The following is a 23,734-nucleotide window of genomic DNA, read 5'->3' as shown; positions in this document are numbered from 1 at the left end:
GATTAGGATCCAAACCGTTCCGAGCGTGCGGTCAAGACGATGAATGTCCTTCTGCGGTGCATGTCATACGGAAATGAACTCATGAAACTGATTCTTGAGCCGAAAATCAGCGTCCAGAGCGTTCACCGCGATAGGGAAACTGTTCTCTTCAGATAGAATTTCACCGAGCGAAGTCCCACAAATTTTGCAGAAGCATCTACCATATTTGCAAGGGGGTCGGGCTGGTACTGGGCGTCGCACTTAGACTTCGGTTGGCCAGATAGAAGATGGAACTCATTGGGCGACATTCTTCGGACCGGACACGCCGTCACTCTCCCGCACATCTCCCCCGAGCTTAGAGAAGCGGTGTCTCGCCGCAGCTACCCCGCATCCCATTAGCTCGTCATAAAGTACCAGGCCGCGGTCGTACAATGTCGACAGATGGTCGCGCAGCCAGGCCCGGTTGCACTCCTGATCTTCGAACCAGCCGTTGCTGCTGACGGCATCCACGATGCGTTTGATTGCTCTGAGCTTCTGGACCCTTGGAATGAATTTCCTGCTAGGCACGATCCCCTCCCATGGCAGGCGGAAGAAAACAGTTCCATCAGCGCTGGACCGAAGGCAGTGGATAATATTATACGGCCAATGCCATAACTCAAGACGCACCAGCCTGAGCGCCACCACTGGCTCAGGTCTTCCTGTACTCGCCGCCCTTCATCTCATCTGCAGGGATATTGACGTATTTACCGGTGGCCGGGACAGCAACCTGGTCGAAATTGTCAGCCAATTCGTGCAGCGCTCGATTCATCTCATCGCCGCGCATGGCAGAACCGTGCCCTGTGATTGCCAGTATCGGCTCAAGCGACGCCAGCATCTCGACTGAACCGCGGGCATTCCCCCAATTAGTGGTGTAGTACGTCGGTGGACCATGCAGTTCCGGCGTCTGAACCGCCATCGCATAAGCAGATTCCTGCCGTGTGGTTATGAAGGCATCGCCTGCGATGACCGTCCGATCCGCCTCGCGCCAGAGTGATATGTGACCTGGGGTGTGGCCGGGTGTGTGAAGCCACTGCCAGCCCGGCATCCCAGGGACGGTTCCGTCTTGTGGGAGCTTATGAAGCTTGGCGCCGACGTCGACCGGCCCACGCGGGTAGAGCAGCGAAAGCGTCGACATAAGGCCACCGCCAACCGTTGGGTCCGGGGGCGGGTAGGATGCACTGCCGTTCAGATACGGATGTTCCAGCTCATGCGCGTACACCGGAGCGTCCCATCGTTCGGCAAGCTCTTCCAGGCCGCCCACGTGGTCGAAGTGACCGTGCGTCAAAACGATCGCGGCAGGCCGTGAACTCGTGCCAAATCGAGCCTCTGCCGCCTCAACGATCAGGCTCGTCGTTCCGATCACACCGGCATCAACAAGAACCCAATTGCGGTCGCCTGCTGCATGTCTTCCGAAGAAGACGACATTGACGATTGCAAGACGGCGATAGGCGAGATCTGCGCAAATCTCCTGAGTGCCGTCATCTCGCGCGGCGTCTATCTGGGGGCTAGCGGCTCGGGATCAATCGGGGGCGGGCGCTGGCAGCGCGAAACTTTTCCCCAGCGGCGGAATTTCTTCGAGCACCGCTTGAGAACTGCGTATCCGAGTTCTGCGGCGCGTAGCAAGTGGCGACGCGCGCAGGAAACGTTCTCCCAGGAACGGCGCAGGTGAGGCTCAGAAGCCCATCGAGCCCGCACTCATGCCAATTGGGGATCCCGCTGGCGCAGCGTAAAACGTCTGCCAATCACGACGATTGCTCGATGAGCACTCGGAACCACGAGCCTGAAGTCAGTATTTGAGCGCGGCAATAACGATGTACAGAGGGACACCGACTGACATGATTGTGGCCGCTATAATGGCGGCCGTCCTGAGAATGCGCGTGCGTCTCGCGCGCTGGACGTTCCATTCGTATGCCATGGCTCCTCCCGTACGTCGGCCACAGCGAACCATCCACGGGAAGGTGAGTCGAGTGCAACTCTGCAACACTCGACGGATAGCGGATAGCGATTGCAGCCTGCCCAGGCATTGCGATGCGTTCGCACCTGCCGACAGTAGGTAGAGACATCACGAGGGCTCGACGTAGCCGAGCGAAGGGTGACAGAACGCTTCCGGGAGGCGATCTCAAATCCGAGCGATTGACACAACCGAACCGCGCGTTTTGAATAGCCCCAAATTTCGTGGACACCCTCGGGTTACATTTCCTGCTGCCGTTCGAACTCGACGGGTGACAGCATCCCGTTCCTGACGTGCTCGCGCTTGGGGTTGTAGAACATCTCGATGTAGTCGAACACGTCCTTCCTTGCCTCCTCGCGTGTTCGGTATGTCCTGCGCCGTATCCTCTCGCGCTTGAGGAGATTGAAGAAGCTCTCCGCCACGGCATTGTCATGACAGTTACCGCGACGGCTCATCGAGTGCTCAAGATTGTGGTGTTTCAGGAACGCCGCCCAGTCGATGCTGGTGAACTGCGAGCCCTGATCGGAATGGACCAGAACCTTGCTCTTCGGCTTTCGACGCCACACCGCCATGAGCAACGCCTGAAGCACGACATCGGTGGTCTGCCTGCTCTGCAGCGACCAGCCGATGACGCGGCGCGAGAACAGGTCGATCACCACGGCCAGGTAGGCAAAGCCCTCCTGGGTCCGGATGTAGGTAATATCTGTCACCCACGCCCTGTCCGGCGCATCGACATCGAACTGCCGGGCAAGGGTGTTGTCGACCACGATCGACGGCTTGCCGCCGTAGGAGCCGGGCCGACGCTTGTAGCCGATCTGCACCTTGATCCCGGCCAGTCTCGCGAGACGAGCGATGCGGTTGGCGCAACTGGTCTCTCCCTGATCGAGGAGGTCGTCATGGAGCTTGCGATAACCCTAGACCCTGCCGCTTTCATTCCAGGCCTTGCTGAGAAGCTCGGTCTGACGGACATCTTCCCGAGCCCGTTTGCTCAGCGGGTTCTTCAGCCAGGCATAGAAACGACTGGGCCGGATACGCAGGCAGCGGCACATCGCTCGCACCGTGAACTGCTGGCGATGCTCGGCAACACGCGTATCTCACTTTGCATCCTTGGCGAAATACGCGGTGGCTTTTTTTTAAGATGTCGCGTTTCCTCGGTGACGCGCGCCAGCTCCTTCTTCAGAAGACGTATCTCTGCCGCCTGATCCCCATCACTTCCTGATGGCTTCGAGAACTTCTTCTTCCACGCGTAAAGCGAGTGTTGGCTCACGCCCAGCCGCTGCGACACCTCCGCAACCGGATAGCCCGGCTCGGTAATCTGCGCGACAGCATCGCGCTTGAACTCGTCACTGAAATTGCCAGACCCCATCATGGCCTCCTTGCCTCAAAAATAGGGAAGAAGGCGTGCACAAATCTAAGGGCTATTCAGGCTGACAGATTTGCCCGCGGGTGAGGGGACCCTCACGCCGGCACGAAATCGGCAACAGCGACGCGACGCAACCGACGGCCAGGGCAGGTGCCGACGGTAGTGGCTAGCACGCCGTCAAAAAACTGGCGTTTTCGCGCAGGTGGATGACGGTCGGGCCGTCCGCGGCAAAGGCGGCCTTCACCGCCGCCTCCAGTTCCTCGAAGCTGTCCGGCTCGGCGGTTCGGCAGCCATAGGCTTCAGCGAGTTTGACGAAATCCGGGTTGTGCTGGTTGACGCCGATGGTCGGGATGTCGCGGACGATCATGCCGTCGCGAATCTGGGCGAGGCTGTCGTTGTTCCAGAGGATGATGGCGAGCGGCAGCTTGTTCTCCACCGCGGTGCCGAGTTCCTGGAGGGTGAACTGGAAGCCGCCGTCGCCGACGATGACCGCGACCGGGGTCTCGGGACTTGCGATTTTGCCGCCGATCGCTGCCGGCAGGGCATAGCCCAGCGTGCCGAAGCCGGCCGGGAAATGCCAGGTGCGGGGCAGGGCGCTGCGATAGAAGGCATAACCAGTATAGGCGAGCTGCGTCATGTCGGTATAGACGACACCGTCGTCGGGGATAGCGTTGCGCAGGCTGTCGAGCACGCGGACATGCTTCTTCTCGAGCGGCGTCAGGGCCTCGCGCTCGGCGGCGCGCAGTGCGGCAATGGCATTGGACTCCTTGAAGCCTGTGGCCCGGGAGACCGTGTCCGTGATCGCCGCCACCGCCAGTTTCGCGTCGGCTTCCATGGCGACGTCGACATCGTAGTCGCGCACCAACGTCGCCGGATCGATGTCGATGCGGATGAGCTTGCCATTCATCGGCAGCGAGCCGTCCAGCCAGATGTCCGGTTCGGCAAGCTCGGTGCCGACGAGCAGTACCGCATCGGCATCGCGAACAAAGGCCTGAGTGGCGCCGCGGTCGATCGTTACCTCCAGCGCCAGCGGATGGTCGTCAGGCAGGATGCCCTTGGCTGCGATGGTCGGCACGACGGCCGCGCCGATCTTCTCCGCCAGCGACCGGACCTCGCCTGTGGCGGAAACCGCGCCGCCACCGGCGAGGATCACCGACCGCTTCGCCGCGTTGAGGATGGCGGCCGCTGCCTCGACCTGCGCGGCATCGGGGGCGCGGCGGCGCGCGGTGGTGCGCCGGCTGGCCGGCTTGTCATCTGGGGCCTTGAAGACGTCGAGCGGGATGGAGAGATGGACCGGGCGCGGCCTGCCGCTGTCGAACAGCGCGAACGCGCGGGCAATGTATTCGCGCACTTGGTCCGGATTGCTCGCGGTCTCGGAAAAGGCGGTGAGGGGGCGCGTCACGGCCGACTGATCGGTGATCTCGTGCAGCGTGCCGCGGCCCATGCCGAGGTCCTTGTTGGCGGCGACGGAGGTGATCACCAGCATCGGCACGCTGTCGGAATAGGCCTGGCCAATCGGCGTCGCGGCATTGGTGACGCCGGGGCCGGAGATCAGCACGCAAACGCCGGGCTTGCCCGACATGCGGGCATAGCCGTCGGCCATGAAGCCGGCGCCCTGTTCATGGCGCACGCCGATGTGGCGGATACCGGCTGCATCCATGCCGCGATAGGCCTCGAGCGTGTGCACGCCGGGCATGCCGAACACGGTATCGACCCCGTAGGCCTTCAGGATCTGCATCAGGCGGCTGCCGCAGGAAATGGTCTCGTTCATGAGGGATAGTCCGTTCAGATTGGGGTTTTCACGGTTTCGCTGCGTCTTCTAGGCCCATCCAGATCGAGCCGTATTCGTCGGCCACCACCATCAGGCTGGCGCCGAGTTCCTGCGCGAAGGCGCGCTCTGGACGCGACCAGGCGGGCATGATCCAGGGTTTGCCGGCTTTCCGGGCGGCCGTTGCGATCGTCTTTAGGTCGGCCTTGTCCGCATCGGTGTTGCGATAGGCGCCCCGGCCGGAATCGAGCGACAGGTCGCTCGGGCCGACGAATAGGCCATCGACGGTCGGAAGGGCCAGGATCGCTTCGACGTCGCGCAAGGCCGCGGCCGACTCGATCATCGGATAGCAGCGCGTCCTGATGTTCTCACGGTCATAGTAGTCGGGCTTCACGCCGCCGTAGCGGGCGGGACGCGTACCGGAGAAGCTGCGCGTGCCGAGCGTCGGGTATTTGGCGGAGGCGGTCACGCGGCGCGCATGCTCGACATCGCCGATATGGGGGATGATGACGCTGTCGGCGCCCATGTCGAGCGCCTGCTGGATCGGGATCGCCTTCGGCCCCAGCACCTTGGCGTGCATCGTCATGCCGAGCGCCTTGCCGAGCGCGATGATGCGGTCCGTCGCCTCGAGGTCGAACAGGCCGTGCTCGATGTCGAGCACCACATGGCGATAGCCGATGTCATGGGCGATCTCGATCATCGCCTGGTGCGGGGTCGAGAGCCAGATGGCGAGGTTTTGGGGCATGTCAGCCATGGGAGGCACCATCCTTCTGCTGCCGCTCGGCAATCATACCGGCGATGTCCACCAGATCCTGCAGATTGGCGCCGGCGCGGATGCGCGCCAGCCAGCTTCCCTCGTCCTCCTGGTCCGCCAGCGCCACATCGGCGATGCCGGCCACCTGCTCGGCCGGCAACACGAGGACGCCGCAGTCGTCGGCGAGGATGGCATCGCCCGGATTGACGGTGACGCCGCCGCAGGAGACCGGAATGTTGTAGCCGCCGCCGAGATTGAGCAGCTTGGTGGTGATCGGCGAGACGCCGCGGGCCCAGGTCGGCACACCAGCTTCGCGAATTGCAGCGGGATCGGTGATCATGCCGTCGACGATCACGCCGGCCAGTTTGCGCTCCTTGGCCACGGCCGCCATGAAGCCGCCCCAGGCGGCGTGGCGCTCGTCGCCGGCCCGGTCGATCACCAGGATGTCGCCGGGCCGCACCCGGTCCATCGCGTGGTAGAGCAGGGTGGAATCGGGGCCGGGGATCGAGACGGTCTGCGCGGTACCCGCCACCCGCACGCCGTCGATCAGCGGACGCAGGTCATTGCGCATGAAGCGGTCGTGCAGGTAGTGGCCGACGGTGGCCGCCTCGACGCGGGCAAAGCGGGCGAGCAGGCCGGCGTCGAGCTGCGGCGCTGGGTCGGCGATCCGGTAGGATTTGATCGACATGATGAAATGGCTTCCTATTGCGTGAGAATTCTGATGGCGGAGGGGGCGCAGGCGACAACGCCCGGCTCTCCCGTTTGCGGGATCGACCGGTCACGGCTGTTGCGCACGCGGGCCTGCAGGCGGCTGTCGTCGGCAAGCGCCAGGCCGTAGACGGTATCGGTGCCGATATAGACCGCCTCGCTGAGCGTACCGGAAAAGCGGATCGGCGGGCCGGCATCGCCGTCGACGAAATGCAGCGCCTCCGGCCGGATGGCGAGTGTGCACCGATCGCCGGGCTGCAAGGCGAGATCGGATTGCAGATCGAAGCGGCTGCCGGCGGCATCCAGCGCCAGCCGGTCGCCGCTGCGGCCGGTGACGCGAGCCTCGACCAGGTTCATGTCGCCGATGAAGCCGGCGGTGAAGCGGTTGGCCGGCTGCTCGTAGATCTCGACCGGCCCGCCGACCTGCTGGATGACGCCGTTGCTCATCACCGCGATGCGGTCCGACATGGTCAGTGCTTCTTCCTGGTCGTGGGTGACGAAGATGAAGGTGATGCCGAGGCGGCGTTGCATCTCCTTCACCTCCATCTGCATCTCGCGGCGAAGCTTCAGGTCGAGCGCGCCGAAAGGCTCGTCGAGCAACAGGACCGACGGCCGGTTGACCAGCGCGCGAGCGAGCGCCACGCGCTGCTGCTGGCCGCCGGAAAGCGCCGAGGGCTTGCGGACGATGGCATGGGCCATGTGCACGCTTTCGAGTGCTGCCTTGACGCGCTGCCGGATTTCCTCCTTCGCCACGCCCTTGACGGAAAGGCCGAAGCCGACATTTTCGCCGACATTGAGATGCGGGAACAGCGCGTAGCTCTGGAACACGGTGTTGACGTTGCGCTGGTGCGCCGGCACCCCGGTCACCTCCTTGCCGTCGAGCAGCAGCCGGCCGGAGGTCGGCTCCTCAAAGCCGGCGATCATCCGCAGCGTCGTCGTCTTGCCGCAGCCGGACGGGCCAAGGAAGGTGAAGAACTCACCCGCCCTGATCTTGAGGTTCATCCGATCGACGGCATAGGTCGTCTGGTCGTCGCTGGCGCCGAAGGCCTTGCGGATATCGATTAGTTCGATGGCGACACGGCTTGCGCCGGCCGGCTCTGGGGTGTCAGGCGGCATATCGTTCTGGAACTCGCTGAGAAGGGGGAGGGCGGCCGGATATCGGCATCCGGCCGCCAGTGATGCGGCGCGCCGTTACTGGGCGGTCTTCACCTTGGTCCAGCCATCCTGGTAGAGCTTCGTGGCATCGCCCACGTCGAGGATGAAGTCGGCCTTCATCAGCGCGGCTTCCGGCGGATAGATCGCGGCGTTCTCCACCACTTCCTTCGGCAGCAGTTCCTTTGCCTTGTCGATAACGGTTGCCGATTTCGACAGGTCTGCCGCCTTGGCGGCGACGTCCGGGCGCATGATGTAGTCGATGAACTTGTAGGCTTCCTCGACGTTCTTCGCCGATTTCGGAATGGCGAAGCCGTCGATCCACATCGAGCCGCCTTCCTCCGGAATGACGTACTTGACCTTCGGGTTGGTTGCCATCACCTGGGCGATGGAGCCGTTCCAGCCTTGCACCAGGCAAGCCTCGCCGGTGGCGAGCAGGTCGCCGTAGTTGGTGCTGTTGTAGCCGCCGAGCACCTTCTTCTGCTCGATCAGAGACTGGGTCGCCTTCTCGATCTCCTCCGCCTTGGTGGTGCCGGCGTCGAAGCCGTTGACCTGGAGACCGGCGATATAGGCGGCCAGCATGTTGTCGAGCATGTAGATCCGGCCTTCATACTGCGGATCCCACAGGGCCTTCCAGCTCGTCGGCGGGGTCTTTACGCAATCCTCATTGTAGGCAAGGCCGGTCGTGCCCCAGATATAGGGAACGGACCATTTCTGGCCGGGGTCGAAGGAAACGTTCTTGAAGGGGGCGCCGAGATTGCCGATGTTCGGGATCTTGGCATGGTCCAGCTCCTGCAATAGCCCCTGCTTGGCGAGAACCTGCACCGTGTACTGGCTCGGTTCGATGAGGTCGTAGCCGCTGGCACCCGCCGACAGCTTGGCCATCATCGTTTCGTTGGAATCGTAGGTGTCGAAGGTCACGGTGATGCCGGTTTCCTTCGCGAAGTCGTCGACGATCTCCTGCGGCACTTCGCCGGACCAGGCATAGATGTTGAGCTCGGCGGCCGATGCCCCGGACGTGAAGGCGATTAGGCTGACCGATGCAAGCAAAGCTTTCCAGTTTTTCATTGTCTCATTCCCCATTTTTGGTTGGTGGTCTTATGAAGGCTTGCGGATCGTCTTGAGGTAGCGCCCCATGACGACCAGGATGACAAGCACGTTGACGGCGATCAGCATCGCGCCGAGCGCGTTGATCTTCGGCGTCAGGCCGGTTTTCAGCATCGCGTAGATCTGGATCGGCAGCGGCGTGGAGCCGACCCCGGAGACGAAGGTCGAGACGACGAAATTGTCGAACGAAATCACCGCGCAGAGCAGGAAAGCCGAGAGGATGGCGGGCAACAGCAGCGGCAACGTCACGCGCACAAAAATCTGCCTGCCGTTGGCGCCGAGATCGGCCGCCGCCTCGTCGAGGCGGGGATCAAGGCCGGACGCCGCGGCGCGCACGATCAAGAAGCTGAATGGGATCGACACGAGCACGTGGCCGGCGATCAGCGTGCCGTAGCCGAGCGGAACACCGGTCCAGACGGTGGCGACGAGCAGGCCGACGGCAAGCACGATCTCCGGCAGGACGAGCGGCGCGATCACCAGCGTCGAAAACAGGTTCTTGCCGGCGAACGGGCGCTTGACCACGGCGAGCGCAGCACTGGTGCCGATCGCCGTTGCAAGCACCGCCGAGGCGATGGCGACGATGACACTGACCTGCAAGCCGGCCCTGAGGCCGCGATCGACAAGCGCTTCGGCGAACCAGGCGAGCGAAAAGCCCTCCCAGACCACCGTCGAGCGGCCGCCGTTGAAGGCGTAGATCACCAGCACCAACAAGGGCGCAAAGAGGAAGACATAGCCGAGAAGCGTCGCGGCGGGGACGTAGAGAGCGAGCATCTTTCTCATACCCGCGCCTCCTCGACCGAGCGCAGCACGCGCATGTAGCAGACGATGATCACCGACGAGATCGCCAGCAGCACCACGGAGACAGCGGCACCCAACGGGATGTTGCGGAAATCGAGGAAGAGTTGGACGATCAGGTTGCCGAGAATGATGCTCTTGCCGCCGCCGAGCAGGACGGGGATGGCATAGACGCCCATGGCCGGCACGAACACGAACAGGATCGCGGCCATGACACCCGGCAGCGACAGCGGGAAGGTGATCCGCCAGAAGGATTGCAGCGGCGTGGCGCCGAGATCGTCGGCCGCTTCGAGGAGCCGCCCGTCGAGCCCGCTGAGCGCGGCATAGATCGGCAGCACCGTCGTCGGCAGGAAGGCATAGAGCATGCCGACCAGCACGGCCGGATAGGTGCCGATCATGCGGATCGGCTGTTCGATCACACCGAGGCCGACGAGCGCGCTGTTGATCGTGCCGTTGCGGCCGAGCAGCACCATCCAGGCCGACATGCGCACGATGAAGTCGATCCAGAAGGGAATGAGGAGCAGCGCCAGCAGCAGGCCGGCATAGCGTCCGGCGCGCAGCGCGATGAAATAGGCGATCGGATAGCCGACCAGCAGGCAGATGACGGTCGAGACCACCGCCAACTGAAGCGAGTTCAGGAAGATCGGCAGGTAGATCGCCTGGAAGAGTTCGCGGTAGCTGGTCAGCGTGAAGCCGAATTTCGCGCCGCCATAGGTGTCCTGCTCGGCGAAGGAAAAGGCGATGACGATCAGGATCGGTATGGCCAGGAGGAGGATTGCACTGAGGAGCGACGGGGCGAGAAGCGCCAGCGTCACGAGATTGCCTCGGCGCGGCGCGGTCATTTCCGCGTCTCCATGCGGTTCTCACGGAACGGCGGCTCGACCGGCCGGATGAGGCTCGTCGCACCGACGGAAAGATGGGCGCGCATCGCCGCCTCGGCATTGTCGGGGTCGCGGCTTGCGAGCGCCTGGTGGATCACGACCATGTCGCTGAGGTCTTCGAAGAGCAGCGCGACCGGAATGCGCGACACGTAGAGGCTGCGAACCGAAAGCGCGTAGAGGCGCGTCAGCGCCTGCACGAGATAGGTGTTGCCGGAGGCTTCCGCGATCAGCTTGTGCATTTCCTCGTCGATGCCGAGATGCCATTCGATGTCCATGCGGCGGGCCTCGACGCCGGTGCGCGCCTCCTCGATCAGCGTCGCGAGGCGATCGAGTTGGGCGTCGGTGATGCGGGTGGCCGCCAGCCGGGCCGCCCAGACCTCGGCCTGAAGGCGGAATTCCTGGAGCTGGAAGAAGTCGGTGGCGGAGGTGGAGGAGACGAAGTAGCCGCGCTGCGGAACCGCCAGCAGCAGATCCTCCTGCGCTAGCCGCTGCAATGCTTCGCGCAGCGGCGTGCGTCCGACGGCGAGCCTCTCCATGCATTCCTTTTCGTCGATCGGCGAACCGGGGAGCAGCTCCGCCTTGATGATGGCGTTGCGCAGCCCTTGATAGGCAACGTCGCTCAGGCGCATTTTCTTGTTCGAAGGAGACTGCAATGGCGCTTCCCCGCAAAATATATTTTCAGGATATCATCGGAATATTTCATGTCAACGGCTGACGAGGCGATCGTACCCAACTGGCTGTCACCTAAGGAGTCGTGCCCCCCGGCATGGACGGGCGGACCAAACATTCACCAAAAGGTCCTTTAAAGCCGCATTGAGCATCACAGGAGGCGCTTCAGCTTTGCGTGTGCCAGCGTCCTAAGCCGCTTGGCTTCGGGTGGGCCAGAGCTTTTAGACGATCTCATCGAGCATATAACCGTCCTGATCAACGGCTCGCCATGGCCGACACTTCTGACCGTTGATGCGCACGACAATCTCGTCGGCATGCCAGGTGTCGTCTTTTGCCGTTTCGGGGCGTTCCTGCTCACGCCTTGCCGCAAAGCAACGTGACAGTAGCGGTGTTTGATCCCAGGCTTTGATGGGGCCTCTTCAAGAGGCCGGAGACATGACTCCATCTCTAGAACCACCTTTCCGAATGAGCGTCATCCAGACATGACCTCGCCCTGAGGACAGCGGCGTCCTAGCGGAAACGGCCAAGTGCAGCAAGGGCCGAGCCTGCCGCATGGGAAGAGAGATGCCCGCCGGGGTGGAGTTTCCGGTCAGCCCTTTCAGGCGCCGCCCATGTAAATGTCCATGATCTGGCGGTCGTCGCGAACGTCGCTTGGCGTGCCTTCGAAGCGTTTTTCGCCGGCGGCGAGGATGTACAGCTTGTCGGCGATGGGCATGGCCTCGCGGATGTTCTGCTCCACCATCAATATGCCGATGCCCTGCGCGGTAAGCTCGGTGATACGCTCCAGAGTTTCGATCACCATGGCCGGCGACAGTCCGGCGGAAGGCTCGTCGAGCAGGACGAAGCTCGGCGCCGAAACCAGCGCGCGAGCCAGCGAAAGCATCGCCTGCTCCCCACCGGACAGCGATCCTGCTGCCGTGCGCCGCCGCCGCGCCAGGGAGGGATACTGATCGATCAGCGCCTCGATGCGGCTCTCCACAAGTCGCGGGTCGGAAAGCGCGTAGCCACCCATGCGCAAGTTCTCCAACACGGTTAGGCGCGGAAACACGCCGCCGCCTTGTGGCATCAGCACCAGCCCCTGCCGAACGACATCATGGACGGGAAGGTTGGAGAGCGTCGTGCCGTTCAGGCTGGCGCTGCCGCTCCACATCGGGAGCGCGCCGGCGATGGCCTTGAGTAGGGTGGATTTGCCGCAGCCGTTCGGCCCGAAGATGCAGGTGATCTTGCCGGCCTCGGCCGTCAGCGACACGCCGTGCACGATCTCCTGCTTGCCATAGCCGGTGATTATGTTTTCGGCGGCGAGCGTGGTCATTGCGGCCGCCCCAGATAGGTTTGCATGACTTCCGAATTGCGTACTATTTCGTTGAAGGAACCGCTGGCCACCACGCGGCCGGAATCCATCACGATGATGCGGTCGCACACGTTGCGCACCATCTCCATGTCATGTTCGATGATGAGGAAGGAAATGCCGCGCTCGCGCAGCCTGGCGATTGCTTCCAACATGATTTTGCGGATGTTGGGATGCACGCCTGCCGTCACCTCGTCGAGCAGGATGAGGGATGCCTGCCGCATGATGACGCGGCCGAACTCCAGAAGCTTCTGCTGGCCGCCCGAAAGATCGGATGCGCGGTTGTCGGCAACATGCTCCAGCTTCAGCAACGACAGCGTGTCGGCGGCGCGCTCATGCGCGCCCTGCCAGTGATCCTGGGCCGCGGCGGCCAGCAGGTTTTCCGTCACGGTCATGTTGTCGAACATGGCGGGGATCTGGAAGGTCCGGGCAAGCCCCAGCCGGGCGATCCTGTGGGGGCTCATGCCGGCGATTTCGTGGCCGTCGAAGTGGATTTGGCCGCGGTCCGGCTTTATCGTGCCCGCCACTAGGCTGAACAGCGTCGACTTGCCCGAGCCATTGGGGCCGATCAGTCCGGCGATCTCGCGCCGGCCGACGTTGAGGTTGACGCCATTGGCGGCGTTGATGCCGCCAAAGTGACGGTAGAGATCGTGCACCGTCAGGATGTAGCCGCCGGCTGAGCGTATTTCGTCATTTTCTACTGCCAAGTTGGTCCGGCTCACGAATGCCCTCCCTCACCACCGGCAAGGCGGTTGACAGCCTTGTCCAGCACGGTGCCGGACCTCGCGGGGCGCTTCGCGAACAGGCCGACAATGCCGTTGGGCAGGAACAGCACCACCAGCACGATCGCAGCGCCGAGAATGGCGATGTAGAAGGCGGTGTCGCCCCAGTTCATCCAGATCAGCCGGTTGACGACGAAAAGCCCCACCCCGCCGATTGCCGGGCCCCACAGGCTGCCCAGACCGCCCAGCAGCACCATCACCACCATCTGGTCGGTGATGTCGCCGCCGAACACGCTCTTGGGGTTTATGAAGGTGACCCAATAGGCGAAAATCGAGCCGAACACCGAGGCGGTGACCGCGCTGAGCAGGAAAGTCTGCAACTTCACCAGCGCGGTGTTGATGCCCATCGCCTCCGCCGCCGGCTCGTGGTCGCGCAGCGCCTTGACCTTCAGCCCGAAACGGGAACGTTCGAATAGTGCCCAGGTGACGAGGTAGGTCAGCACGGCGGCGGCGAACATGGTAAAGTAGAAGAAACGCTCATCGAGGAATGGCGGCAGGTTCAAGCCGCCGATGCCTCCGGTGAAGTCCACCACATTGACGAACTGCGTCAGCACCTCGGCGAAGGCCCAAGTGGCGATGGCGAAATAGGCGCCGCGCAGCCGAAGCGTCGGCGCACCGATGATGATGGCGAAGATCGCCGTCACCACGATGCCGGCCGGGATAGTGGCGAAGAAGGGCAGGCTAAGCGGGTCGCCCATCAGCAGCGCGCTGGTGTAGGCGCCAAGCCCGAAGAAGGCCGACTGCCCGAAATTGATGTAGCCGGCATAACCGCCCAGCATGTTCCACGAACAGGCCAGCCCCGCCCACATCAGCGCACCGGTGGCGATGCGCAGCCAGTAGTTGTTGACCAGCGCCGGCAGCAGCGCCAGCAGCACGATTGCCGCGATCAGGGGGACAAGGCTGACCCAGCGGTACTTCATGTCGAGCCGCCCTCACAAACCCCGCTGGAGTATCCCGCGCGGGGACACCAGCAGCACCAGGAACAGCGTGCCGAAGATCGCCAGCAGCGAATAGCTCGATCCCACATAGGTCGACACGAACGCCTCGATGACACCGAGCAGCAGGGCCGCCACCAGCGCGCCGCCGACAGAGCCCAGCCCGGCGAGCACGGCGACGAAGAAGGCGAACAGCGTATAGCGCAAGCCGACCTCGGGGTTCACCGAATAGATCGCACCCATCAGCACGCCGGCCATGGCGGTGATCCCGGCATAGAGGCCGTAGACGTTGGCGCTTAGGCGGCGGATGTTGACGCCCATCAGCGCGGCGTTCTGGCGGCTCTCGGCCGTGGCGCGGATCGCCAGGCCATAGCGGGTTCGATAGAGGAATACGAACAGTCCGCCCGCGATGCTCGCGGCGAACGCCGCCGCCGCGACGCGAATCAGCGGCACCGTCACCGGCCCGATGCTCAGGCTCTCCCCGCTCAGCGCAGTCGGCACGCTGTGGGTGTTGAAGCCCCAAGCGGTCAGCATGCCGCCGCGCAGCAGCGTGAACAGACCGAAGGTTAGCGCCAGCGCCATCAGTTCCGGCCGCGCCGTGCGGCTATTGCGGACATTGTAGAGGACAGGCCCGATCAGGTATCCGATCATCCCGAAAAGAACGAAGGCCACCGGGATGGCCAGAAAGCCGTCGAGGCCGAGCTCCGCGGCCATGTAGTAGGCGAGGTATCCGCCCAGCACCACCCAGCCGCCGACGGCGAAGTCAATGACGTGGAGCACGCCGAAGGTGAGCTGGAAGCCGATCGTGAAGGTGGCGATTACACCGCCGATCAGAAGGCCGTTCAGCAAGGTTTGCAGGAAGAGATCCAATTCAGGAACCGTCCGTCAGAGAGGGAACCGGATGGCATGCTTCATGGCTGCGCGCTGCGGCCTGGGCTTTTCTCGCCGCGTGCAGGCATCGTCGCAATCAGAACGGTGCGGGCGCCCGGGCCGCCGCGTCCGCCATGGACACGTCTATTTCCAGGTTGGCAGCGGGTAGGTGAGCGCGGCCGCAGCAGCCTCCTTCGGCCCGACCGCGACCGTCTTGCCGTCCTGGATCTGGATCAGCACCGGCACCGGCTGGATGTTGTCGTGATAGTGATCGCCTTTCCGCTCGAATTTGATTGGACCGTAGAAGGTGTGGATGTCCGTTTCGGCGATGGCGTCCTTTAGGGCCACGCGGTCCCCCGGCTTGAGTGCGGGCTTCTTGCCCAGCCGCTTGATGGCGTCGCCAAGGACCAGGCCGCTGGCCGCGCACGCAGCCTCTGTGTAGTCGGGCTCGTGCCCCGACTTCTTCTGTGCCATCTCAGCGAACTCCTTGGCGGTGCCGAACAAGTCGTCCTTGTAGGGCACCGAGGGCAGCCAGACGGCGACGCCGCAGGTGCCGTTGGCATCTGCGGCAAGCGCCTGTGCGAAGGCCGGGTCGGTGACGCCGTAATGCATGATGAGCGCCTTCGGCCGGAAGTCCAGCGACTTCGAGGTCTTGACCAAATTGATTAGCGGCTCCTCGTGGCCGCCAACGGCGACGATGTCGGGCTTGAGCGCGGCGATCTTGGAGATCACGGGCGTGAGGTCCCCCTCTGCCGGCACCAGTTCGTAGGCGACGAGATTGAGACCCGCCTCCTTGGCGCCGTCGCGGAAGCCTTCGCCGGTCTCCTTGGAGAAGGGTTCGTTGACGCCAATCACCGAGATGGTCTTGGCGGTGGGGTTCGACATCTTGGCCAGCACCGCAAGCGATTTGCCGGCGGTCGTGTCCACGGCGGGGATGATGCCGAAATTGAACTCGGGCTGGGCCTTCCAGACATTGGGAGACTCGGCGGAGCCGGAGATCATCGGCACCTGGTATTTTTGGCAGATCGGCTGCACGGCGATGGTCGAGCCGCTGGTATAGGGCCCGAACAGCACGTCGACCTCGTTCTGCACGATCAGTCGCTCGGCTGCGTCGGCGCCGGTGGCGGGGCTGCTCTGGTCGTCGCCATAGAACATCTCGACCTTGCAGCGGTCGCCGCCCACCTCCACGCCGCCCTTGGCGTTGATGGCGTCGACCCACAGGTCGTAACCGCGCTTGGTGAGGTTGCCGCCCAGGATGTTGTCACCGGACAGGGACGTGATGACGCCTACCTTGAAGGTCGGGGCCTGCGCTCGCGCGGTTCGTATGAACGGCATTCCCAACGTGCCTGCCGCCAAGGCGAAGGCACTCCCGCCAAGGAACTGGCGCCGCGAAAAGCCTCTTCTGCTGGTGGACATCATGCAAACTCCCTTAATCCGGTTATCAGATTGGAAAGTGGCACTGATATCATACCAGCATATGTCCGTAGTCGGCACAAGAATTGCTTGATTCGGATGGAAGAGGCAGATCGCATTCGGATGCTGTACTTGCGGGCCGGCAAACCGGATCCGCGCCGGCCCTTCGGCCGCAGTTCAGGCGTGGTCGGCCACGAGGTCCTCGCCCCGGCATCGCGCAGCACCAGCCGCGCCGGCGCATCGTCCACCGCGCGCGTCGGTAGCGCGTTGCCCATCTCCACGATCTGAAGAACTTGCGAACACGGTCGAGCGGCGGAAGCGAACGGTCACGGAGCACCTCGTCAAGGCCAGGTGGACCTCGTCCATGTAGCGCCCGATCACCTGCAGGGCAAAATCCTCCTTGCTGGCAAAGTGATGATAGAACGAACCTTTTGGCACACCTGTCTGCTTGAGCACCGCCTTGATGCCGAGGTCGTTGAAGCCATGGCGCAGGAGCATGCTCAACCTTGCATTGAGCATGCGTTCCTTGGCGGAATCACTCATTGAGAAACTGTCCTACATCATCTTCCGACAAGGAAGGTCGGTTAAGTGGGCACAGAAGGTCCCGTGCTGCGGCCCCGGAGAAAGCGGCCCACGTGTCACGGCCGGAGCGCATTTCAAACGCAACGCGGACCTAACCTCGACCGTCTAGGGGACGGCGACGAGCATGGGTTGCCACGGGTTAGTGCCGTTGTTCGGGCGGCGCGAAGAGCATCAGTTCCACTCGGTTGTCGCCTTCGACATAAGCGTCGTGGCCTGGCGGGATCTCAAAAAAGTCTCCGGGCGTGATCCTCGTGCTCGCTCCGGTACCAAGCATGCGCACCACCAGGGTACCGGCGATGCAATATCCGGTGTGGTGCATGGGACAGGAGTCGGGATTGCCGAGAAGCGGCTTTTCGTCCTTTTCCCAAGTCCAGCCCGGCTCGAACACCGCGTGCATGCCGGTCGCTCCAGTCCCCATTTTGATAATAGCGATTCCCCCGCATTCTTTCATGTCGAGCAAGTCGTCGGGTTTGTCGAAGCCCCGAGTCTCGATGGTTCTGGTGATGACGATCATCTCCTCTCTGCTGACTGTCACGAATAGCGGCGGACCCCTTCGCTCCCTCACTATTGACCGGTCAGTCTAATCAAAGATCGCACGCGATTGGGCGAGCGCCTCACTCACCGCATTCAAATCGGTGCCGGTGCCGTCCACCGCCGTCGCGCAATAATCATGCCTTCGGAAACCTCCTCAGGCCGAGCAGATCGGCAACGGAGATCTTTGAGCACGAACGATGAACACCAGATTCTCCGCCTCACTTCTTGCCGTAATTCGTCGTGAGGTATTGCATAATCTTCTGCTGGTCGGCCGTCTCGATCGGCGCTCCGAAAGCTTTCACCATCTTGGTGACCTCCGCGGCCCAGCCCGTCTGGTCGAGGAACGGCGAGTTCATTTCTATATATTCCAGGCTGTGGCAGGCGGCACAGTTCTGCTCAACGACATCGAGGTTGCTCCCCGCCTTCAGCTCGAACTCGGGGCTGTCGGCCTTGGCCTCGAAGGAGAAGGCGGCGAAGACAGCGACGATCAGCAAGCCTTCTCGGCGAACCGGCATAAGCGCCTCCTCAAGCCACGGTCAGGCGGAGCGTCTGCACGACGTTGTTTTGGTACCCTGCCCCGTTGAAGAGCAGGGAATCGACCTGGGTCTGCCCCATCTTGTTGCGGGCCCGCACCATCACGGTCACCGACCCCTGCTGTTGCGGCGCGATCTGATGCGACCATTGGCGCCACGAGAAGCGGCCGAGATCTTCACCGAGCGTAGCCGGCGTCCAACTCTTGCCACCATCACTCGAGATGGCGACTTCGACGATACCGTAGCCGCCGTCCCATGCGATCCCTTTGAGGTCGATCGGTTGCCCCGCCTTTGTCTCTGCGCCATCTGTGAGGTTAGTGATCATTGAATTGACCACCATTTCGGTGATCGGCGTCGAAGGCGAATGGGGCGGTTCCTGGCTCGTAAATCGTTCAATGATCGGGAAAAGCGCACGAGGGACCCTGTAGGCGGGGTTCATCCAGAACACTTTCAGCGCCTCTGCAAGCGCCTTGATGCCGACCAGATGCTTCACCCAGTAGGTGCCTGTCCAGCCCGGCACGATGAGCCTTGCAGGAAATCCGTTCCAATGGGGCAAGGCCTCGCCGTTCATCTCATAGGCGACGAGCGTATTTTCTTCCATCGCCTTCCAAGCAGGTATGCTTTTCTGGAAATCGGGCGTCTTGTCATAAACTGGCCCATCGGCGCCATCGAAAGCTATTTCGATAGCAGAGTCGGCAAGGCCGACTTTCTCCAGCAAATCCTTCAGGCGTACGCCACTCCATCGTGCGTTACCCATCGCGCCCGATCCCCATTCCACCCCTGGCACATGCGGTTCCGAGAAACCGCGGCGATTACCGGAGCACTGGCAAACCGCCGCGACCTCAACCTGCTCGAAGTTCTTCTTGAGATCATCAAGCGTGAACTCGATCTGCCGACCCGCCGCCGGCCCGCCTACAGCAAGCTTCCAGGATGAGGCGTCTACCTCCGGAATATCGGCAAGGTGATAACGGACGAAGAAAGCATTGTTCGGCGTAAAGGCCTCATTGAAAAAGCTGACCGGCGTTTCAAAATTGGGTGGCCGGGAGGTTTTGCGAATGAGCGGCACCTTGCCGGGGAGAGCTTCGAGCGTCTGAATGGCGGTCGTACCTTCCGGAAGCATGTCCGCTGCCAGCAGGAGCTTCGGGGACATCCCCAATCCCCCTCCAAGAAGAAGCACACTCGCTCCGCCTTGTAACACTTGCCGCCTGTTCATGCTGTTCCTCCAGGAACTTGTATCCCTTTAGGGTACGGCCGACATGCGAGCATACAACCATATCATGCATTGCTGCGTCCGTCGATCTCGGGCCGCCCATGAGCCGGCCACGGCTCATTGGTGCGCCAGTTGCACTCGAGCCCGCTCCTTGCCCGGGCTTCCTCCAGTGAACTAGCGGCTTGTTAGCTTTAGACTTTTCCCTCAGTGAATGGGAGCAGAAGCGCTTGCCCCGAGGGCGTTCATGCCTCTGTCTCCGATGCAATTCTCCGAGGATGAGGCCCAATTTTTCCTGGCGACGCCGTACAGATTTACTTGGCTGGCAGCTCCTAGGCAGGCGCATACTCCGGCTTTGGCGATGTCAAAGTCACTGAACCCATATAATTTCGACGGCAACGAGCCGATCGTCCGCTGTTCTTGCCTTGAGGCTGGCCGGTCCATTGCAACATTCGCTAAATCCCGGAGGCTTGCATGACATCGAAATTGACGTGGTGGTTGTTGCAAATCGCGCGGCGCATATGGTTTCGGGCAGCACTTTTTTCGGTCCTTGCTGTCGCAACCGCACTTCTGGCCATCTTTGTTTCACCATGGATCCCGGCTGACTTGCCAGCCAAGATAGGCGCCGACGCTGTGGACAATATCCTGGGCATTATAGCGTCCAGCATGCTGACGGTGACTACCTTCTCACTCAGCACAATGGTTTCAGCGTATTCAGCAGCATCCAGCAATGTCACGCCCCGTGCAACGCGTCTGGTCATGGAGGACAGCACTACCCAAAATGCTCTGGCTACCTTCGTCGGATCCTTCCTGTTCAGCCTGGCCGGCATCATCACGCTGACGACCCGGGCCATGGTGAGCAGGGTCGTCCGGTCTGGCCGCTGGACCGTGCCGGTTTTCCCCATAAACTGTGACGATGGTCTGCCGCCGGCTTCGTAGGCCAGAACCTCAGATACTGTTGGGTGTTCGCTTGGCTTGGCAGGCTCAATCGGCCCTAAGCTGAGATATCGACCCGGCGCCTCCGCCGGATATCCAACCACGCCTCCCGCCGACGAAGGCGGCGACGCAGGCGATTGCAAAGGAAGCATAGAGGCCCACCTTGGGATCGACACCGGCAATGACGGAAAAGCCGATCGCCTCGGGAATGTGGGCGAGCGCGACGACAATGCCAGAGAGCACGTCGGCACGGACATTGGAGAACCACTCTTGACGGTAGTTTGAAAGAGTCGCTGGGCCGAGGGAAGCTCGGTCCTGGAATAGAAAAGTGGTTGCGTTGCTGTGTCGTCTGGCGGATTGGCGGCCAGAGGAGCCGCCCGGAGTCTCACCGGGTCCATGTGGACGCGGCTTGTAGCGTAAAATCGCTATCAATCAACGAACATGTCTCCTTGCCCGCGATTGGTGGACAAAGGCGAAGCAGGATCTCGAACGGATGGTACGAATGCCTGGATAGGCGGTTGCCGCTCGATTGCAAGTAACCAAGAGGCGATGCAGATGGACGGCGATCTGGGTCGATAAGCCGTCGCCCCGGTTAGCCATGCCTGCCGGCAGCCGTTCGTTCCGGCGAGCGGAACCGGAAATCTCCACCAGTTGGGTTTTGGAACACGCGCAGGTCGAACTCCGGCAGGATTGCGAACAGGTGATCAAAAATGTCTGACTGGATGCCCTCGTAAATGCCCCAGCCTGTTGTGTTGGCGAAGCAGTAGATTTCCAGCGGCAGGCCGTTGGGCTGCGGCTGGAGTTGCCGCACCATGATCGTCATGTCCTGACGGACGCCGGGATGCTTGCGAAGGTAGTTCTGCACATAGGCGCGGAATGTACCGATGTTGGTGGCGCGGCGCGTGTTGGCGGGAATACGAGCGCGTTCTCCGAGCTTGCCGTTCCATTCCGCCAGTTCTTCCTGCTTGCGCTTCAGATAAATTTCCAAGCGATCGAGCTTTGACAGCCTTTCCTCATCCTCGCAGTCAAGGAAGCGGATGCTAGTCTGGTCAAGATGGAGTGAACGCTTGATGCGACGTCCGCCCGCTTCCTGCATCGCGCGCCAGTTCTTCACCGGGTCGGTCACGAGCTTGCGGATCGGGATGGTGGTGATCGTTTTGTCGAAATTCTGAACTTTTACGGTGTGCAGGGCGATCTCGACAACGTCACCGTCAGCATTCTGGCCAGGCATCTCGATCCAGTCGCCGACGCGAACCATGTCGGTGGAGGAGATTTGGATACCGGCCACCAGCGACAGCAACGTATCTTGGAAGACCAGGATGAGAACCGCGGCCATCGCCCCAAGTCCCGACAGCAGGATCAGCGGCGAGCGATCGATCAGCGTGGCGATCACGAGGAGCGCCGCGATGACGTAGATCGCGATCTTGACCACCTGGACATAGCCCTTGATCGGCTTTAGCCGCGCTTCGGATCGCCTGTGGTAGATGGTATCAACGATGTTCAGGGCGGCGCTGATGGCCATGGCGACCGTCACGATCATGAAGGCGCTGGAGACGTTGCGGATCACAATGACGGCAGCAGCGGGCATGTTCGGCACGAGCGCGATACCGCTCGAAATGACGAGCGCCGGCATCACATTGGCCAGTCTTTCGATAGGGCCATACCGTCGCAACTCCGGGTCGCGGCCATAGGCGGTCAAGGACAGCACGCGATTGAGGGCACGCACCAGTAATGCCTTCACCACATAATTGGCGAACAGGGCGGCGCAGGCGAGTAGAAGAAGCGCCATTCCGGTTGTAAGGACCGGGTGTATTTGAGTGAACTGTGAGATCATCATCATTTCTGAAGTCTGTTCGACCGGCGTCTATCAAAGCTGCGAGAACGGTGGCCAGAGCGAGGCTTCCTACAATCTTTGAGATGGCACATTTCTAGTTGTGCACTGCCGGACGACATGAGGGACGGCCGGTTCAACTGCTGCCGAAGGACTCCTGTCTGCATGTGCATCTGCGCGTAAAGGATGAACAACGGATCTCGACAGTCTTTTTGGCGCGATGCTCGAGGCCCTGCCGTCGGTGACGGCGCGCCCAGCTATAGGCTCGACGAATGATCACCGTGCCTCTTGGCATTCTGCCGGGCGCCCCAGCCTAGCGCGGCCCACTCCCCTGTCCGTGAAGCAGCCACGCGATGCTGACCTGAAGGATGCGTGCCAGCATGTCGAGGCGGTTGGCGCGTGGCGCTGCCCGATCGTTCTCCCAATTGGACCAGGTTTCGGTCGTTACCCCCGTAACGGCCGCGGCCTCTTCAACCGAAAGACTAACAGCGTCACGGGCAAGCGAGATCCGCCCCCCAATTGTGTCGTATGCCGCGTCGAAAGCGGCTCGCGGTGCAAGGGTGTCGTTGTACATGTTCGGGTTCCTTCGTGTTGATGGCCCCGCGGGCGCAGCCGCGAGGCGCGATCGCCGATCAAATCCTCGGCGTCAGCCGTCTTCCTGACCGAGCCAGGCCTTGATCTGGTCCGGGTGATCCTCGACGTACTTGTCGACGGCCTTTTCGTAGGAAGTCTCCTGAGCATTAAACATTGCCGCCTCGAGGTCCCCGATCGGCAGCTTCATGCGCGACAGGAAGGCTGCGACCTCCGGGTTGTCCTTCTCGAAATCCTTGCGGGCGAGCACGTCGACATGCTCCGCCTTGCCGAGGGCGCCCTTCGGATCGTCGAGGTAGCGCAACTCATACTTGCCGAACATCCAGTGCGGGCTCCAGGAGGTGGCGACGAACCACTCCTCCTTGCGGATCGCCCGGTCGACCGTCGTCAGCATGCCAGCTTCGCTGGAGATCTGCAGCTTGTAGTCGCCGAGTTCGTAATCCTTGACGGCCTGCTCGGAAAGGCGCGTGAGGCCGGCGCCGGGATCGATGCCTTCGATGCGACCGTTCAGCTTTTCCGTCACCTCGGCCTTGTTGAGATCCTCGATCGAGGCGATGGCGTCCTCGGGCACGTATTTCGGAACCACCCAACCGAGCTTCGCACCGTCGTAGACGGTGCCGAGCGTCGTCACCTTGTCCTTGATCTTGGCGAAATAGTCGGCGTGGGTTTCCGGAAGCCAGGCCATCATCATGGCGTCAAGATCGCCGCGGCCGACGCCCTGGTAGAGTGGCGCGACGTCGGTCTGGATCAGTTCGACCTCCTGCCCGAGCTCGTCCTTGATGAGCTTTGCGGCAAGCTTGGTCACGAACTCGGCGTCGGACCAGGCGGACCAGCCGATCTTCACCGGCGCCTTGTCCTGCGCCAGTGCTGGGCCGACCGTACCGGTGAAGATCCCGGCCGCGAGGCTCATGGTAACGAGTGTCCTGAACATGTTTGCTCCTTTTTTTGAAGGTTCGCATTCGGCGGCGCGTACGCCGCCCTCTTCGAGCGCAGGCAGCGCTGCTCA

23 protein-coding genes, 3 pseudogenes and 1 other annotated feature are annotated in these 23,734 nt (G+C 62.2%); of the genes and pseudogenes, 1 reads left to right on the top strand and 25 read right to left on the bottom strand.

Annotated features, from left to right (window positions below; translation table 11 throughout):
- Positions 1–273: 273 nt before the first annotated feature.
- From C7449_RS20920 to C7449_RS20820, 21 genes and pseudogenes are all read right to left on the bottom strand, one after another.
- The gene (locus C7449_RS20920; RefSeq protein WP_146165123.1) at positions 274–546 is read right to left on the bottom strand and encodes a hypothetical protein; all 273 of its coding nucleotides are present in this window, start codon (positions 544–546) and stop codon (positions 274–276) included.
- Positions 547–667: 121 nt separating this feature from the next.
- Entirely contained in the window at positions 668–1,516 is an 849-nt protein-coding gene (locus C7449_RS20915; RefSeq protein ID WP_108004843.1) for an MBL fold metallo-hydrolase, read from the bottom strand.
- 692 nt (positions 1,517–2,208) lie between these two features.
- Positions 2,209–3,335, bottom strand: a pseudogene (locus tag C7449_RS20910) (IS3 family transposase).
- Positions 3,336–3,498: 163 nt separating this feature from the next.
- Entirely contained in the window at positions 3,499–5,103 is a 1,605-nt protein-coding gene (locus C7449_RS20905) for a 5-guanidino-2-oxopentanoate decarboxylase (protein WP_108004842.1), read from the bottom strand.
- A gap of 28 nt (positions 5,104–5,131) precedes the next feature.
- Complete coding sequence (locus C7449_RS20900) at positions 5,132–5,854, bottom strand: HpcH/HpaI aldolase family protein (RefSeq protein WP_170115979.1); 723 nt, start codon at positions 5,852–5,854, stop codon at positions 5,132–5,134.
- Positions 5,847–6,542 (bottom strand): RraA family protein, encoded by a 696-nt coding sequence (locus tag C7449_RS20895; RefSeq protein ID WP_108004840.1) that lies wholly within the window; start codon positions 6,540–6,542, stop codon positions 5,847–5,849. Before C7449_RS20895 ends, C7449_RS20900 begins: the two co-directional genes overlap by 8 nt.
- 14 nt (positions 6,543–6,556) lie before the next feature.
- A complete protein-coding gene (locus C7449_RS20890; RefSeq protein ID WP_108004839.1) occupies positions 6,557–7,678 on the bottom strand; it encodes an ABC transporter ATP-binding protein in 1,122 nt (373 codons plus the stop codon).
- Positions 7,679–7,753: 75 nt separating this feature from the next.
- Positions 7,754–8,782 carry an ABC transporter substrate-binding protein gene (locus tag C7449_RS20885; protein WP_108004838.1) on the bottom strand — a complete coding sequence of 343 codons (1,029 nt, stop codon included), beginning with the start codon at positions 8,780–8,782 and terminating at the stop codon, positions 7,754–7,756.
- Between the two features lie 30 nt (positions 8,783–8,812).
- A complete protein-coding gene (locus C7449_RS20880; protein ID WP_108004837.1) occupies positions 8,813–9,601 on the bottom strand; it encodes an ABC transporter permease in 789 nt (262 codons plus the stop codon).
- The gene (locus tag C7449_RS20875) at positions 9,598–10,458 is read right to left on the bottom strand and encodes an ABC transporter permease (RefSeq protein ID WP_108004836.1); all 861 of its coding nucleotides are present in this window, start codon (positions 10,456–10,458) and stop codon (positions 9,598–9,600) included. Before C7449_RS20875 ends, C7449_RS20880 begins: the two co-directional genes overlap by 4 nt.
- Positions 10,455–11,126, bottom strand: a complete 672-nt coding sequence (locus C7449_RS20870) for a GntR family transcriptional regulator (protein ID WP_108004835.1) — start codon at positions 11,124–11,126, stop codon at positions 10,455–10,457. The genes C7449_RS20875 and C7449_RS20870 overlap by 4 nt, the downstream gene beginning before the upstream one ends.
- A gap of 264 nt (positions 11,127–11,390) precedes the next feature.
- A pseudogene (locus C7449_RS22500) lies at positions 11,391–11,492 on the bottom strand (DDE-type integrase/transposase/recombinase); the annotation flags it as partial.
- A 272-nt stretch (positions 11,493–11,764) separates the two neighbouring features.
- Positions 11,765–12,478 carry an ABC transporter ATP-binding protein gene (locus C7449_RS20860; protein WP_108004834.1) on the bottom strand — a complete coding sequence of 238 codons (714 nt, stop codon included), beginning with the start codon at positions 12,476–12,478 and terminating at the stop codon, positions 11,765–11,767.
- Positions 12,475–13,236, bottom strand: coding sequence for an ABC transporter ATP-binding protein (locus C7449_RS20855; protein WP_210204777.1), 762 nt, complete (start codon positions 13,234–13,236; stop codon positions 12,475–12,477). Before C7449_RS20855 ends, C7449_RS20860 begins: the two co-directional genes overlap by 4 nt.
- Positions 13,233–14,216, bottom strand: a complete 984-nt coding sequence (locus C7449_RS20850; RefSeq protein ID WP_108004833.1) for a branched-chain amino acid ABC transporter permease — start codon at positions 14,214–14,216, stop codon at positions 13,233–13,235. The genes C7449_RS20855 and C7449_RS20850 overlap by 4 nt, the downstream gene beginning before the upstream one ends.
- Before the next feature lie 12 nt (positions 14,217–14,228).
- Positions 14,229–15,101, bottom strand: a complete 873-nt coding sequence (locus tag C7449_RS20845; RefSeq protein WP_108004832.1) for a branched-chain amino acid ABC transporter permease — start codon at positions 15,099–15,101, stop codon at positions 14,229–14,231.
- A gap of 144 nt (positions 15,102–15,245) precedes the next feature.
- Entirely contained in the window at positions 15,246–16,517 is a 1,272-nt protein-coding gene (locus C7449_RS20840) for an amino acid ABC transporter substrate-binding protein (protein WP_108004850.1), read from the bottom strand.
- A gap of 174 nt (positions 16,518–16,691) precedes the next feature.
- Positions 16,692–17,057, bottom strand: a complete 366-nt coding sequence (locus C7449_RS20835) for a TetR/AcrR family transcriptional regulator (protein ID WP_210204776.1) — start codon at positions 17,055–17,057, stop codon at positions 16,692–16,694.
- 178 nt (positions 17,058–17,235) lie between these two features.
- Positions 17,236–17,610, bottom strand: coding sequence for a cupin domain-containing protein (locus C7449_RS20830; protein ID WP_210204775.1), 375 nt, complete (start codon positions 17,608–17,610; stop codon positions 17,236–17,238).
- Positions 17,611–17,848: 238 nt separating this feature from the next.
- Positions 17,849–18,145, bottom strand: coding sequence for a sulfide dehydrogenase (locus tag C7449_RS20825; protein WP_108004831.1), 297 nt, complete (start codon positions 18,143–18,145; stop codon positions 17,849–17,851).
- A 10-nt stretch (positions 18,146–18,155) separates the two neighbouring features.
- Complete coding sequence (locus C7449_RS20820) at positions 18,156–19,313, bottom strand: molybdopterin-dependent oxidoreductase (protein ID WP_210204774.1); 1,158 nt, start codon at positions 19,311–19,313, stop codon at positions 18,156–18,158.
- A gap of 531 nt (positions 19,314–19,844) precedes the next feature.
- Between C7449_RS20820 and C7449_RS20815 the strand changes: the two genes are divergently transcribed.
- Entirely contained in the window at positions 19,845–20,309 is a 465-nt protein-coding gene (locus C7449_RS20815) for a DUF2254 family protein (protein ID WP_210204773.1), read from the top strand.
- Positions 20,310–20,378: 69 nt separating this feature from the next.
- Here the strand turns inward: C7449_RS20815 and C7449_RS20810 are convergent.
- From C7449_RS20810 to C7449_RS20795, 4 genes and pseudogenes are all read right to left on the bottom strand, one after another.
- A pseudogene (locus C7449_RS20810) lies at positions 20,379–20,549 on the bottom strand (SulP family inorganic anion transporter); the annotation flags it as partial.
- A 100-nt stretch (positions 20,550–20,649) separates the two neighbouring features.
- Positions 20,650–20,705, bottom strand: a sequence feature (sul1 is cis-regulatory element that is thought to sense ions involved in sulfur or methionine metabolism; They are found in Alphaproteobacteria).
- A 193-nt stretch (positions 20,706–20,898) separates the two neighbouring features.
- A complete protein-coding gene (locus C7449_RS20805) occupies positions 20,899–22,137 on the bottom strand; it encodes a mechanosensitive ion channel family protein (protein ID WP_210204778.1) in 1,239 nt (412 codons plus the stop codon).
- 313 nt (positions 22,138–22,450) lie between these two features.
- Positions 22,451–22,711: a helix-turn-helix domain-containing protein gene (locus tag C7449_RS20800; RefSeq protein ID WP_108004829.1), complete on the bottom strand. Its 261-nt coding sequence runs from the start codon at positions 22,709–22,711 to the stop codon at positions 22,451–22,453.
- A gap of 72 nt (positions 22,712–22,783) precedes the next feature.
- Positions 22,784–23,659, bottom strand: coding sequence for a glycine betaine ABC transporter substrate-binding protein (locus C7449_RS20795; RefSeq protein ID WP_108004828.1), 876 nt, complete (start codon positions 23,657–23,659; stop codon positions 22,784–22,786).
- Between the last annotated feature and the right edge of the window lie 75 nt (positions 23,660–23,734).

This window comes from Mycoplana dimorpha, from assembly GCF_003046475.1.
GTDB lineage: Bacteria > Pseudomonadota > Alphaproteobacteria > Rhizobiales > Rhizobiaceae > Mycoplana > Mycoplana dimorpha.
Note: the sequence above shows the minus strand (reverse complement) of the source record. Positions and strands in the feature narration are given on the sequence as shown.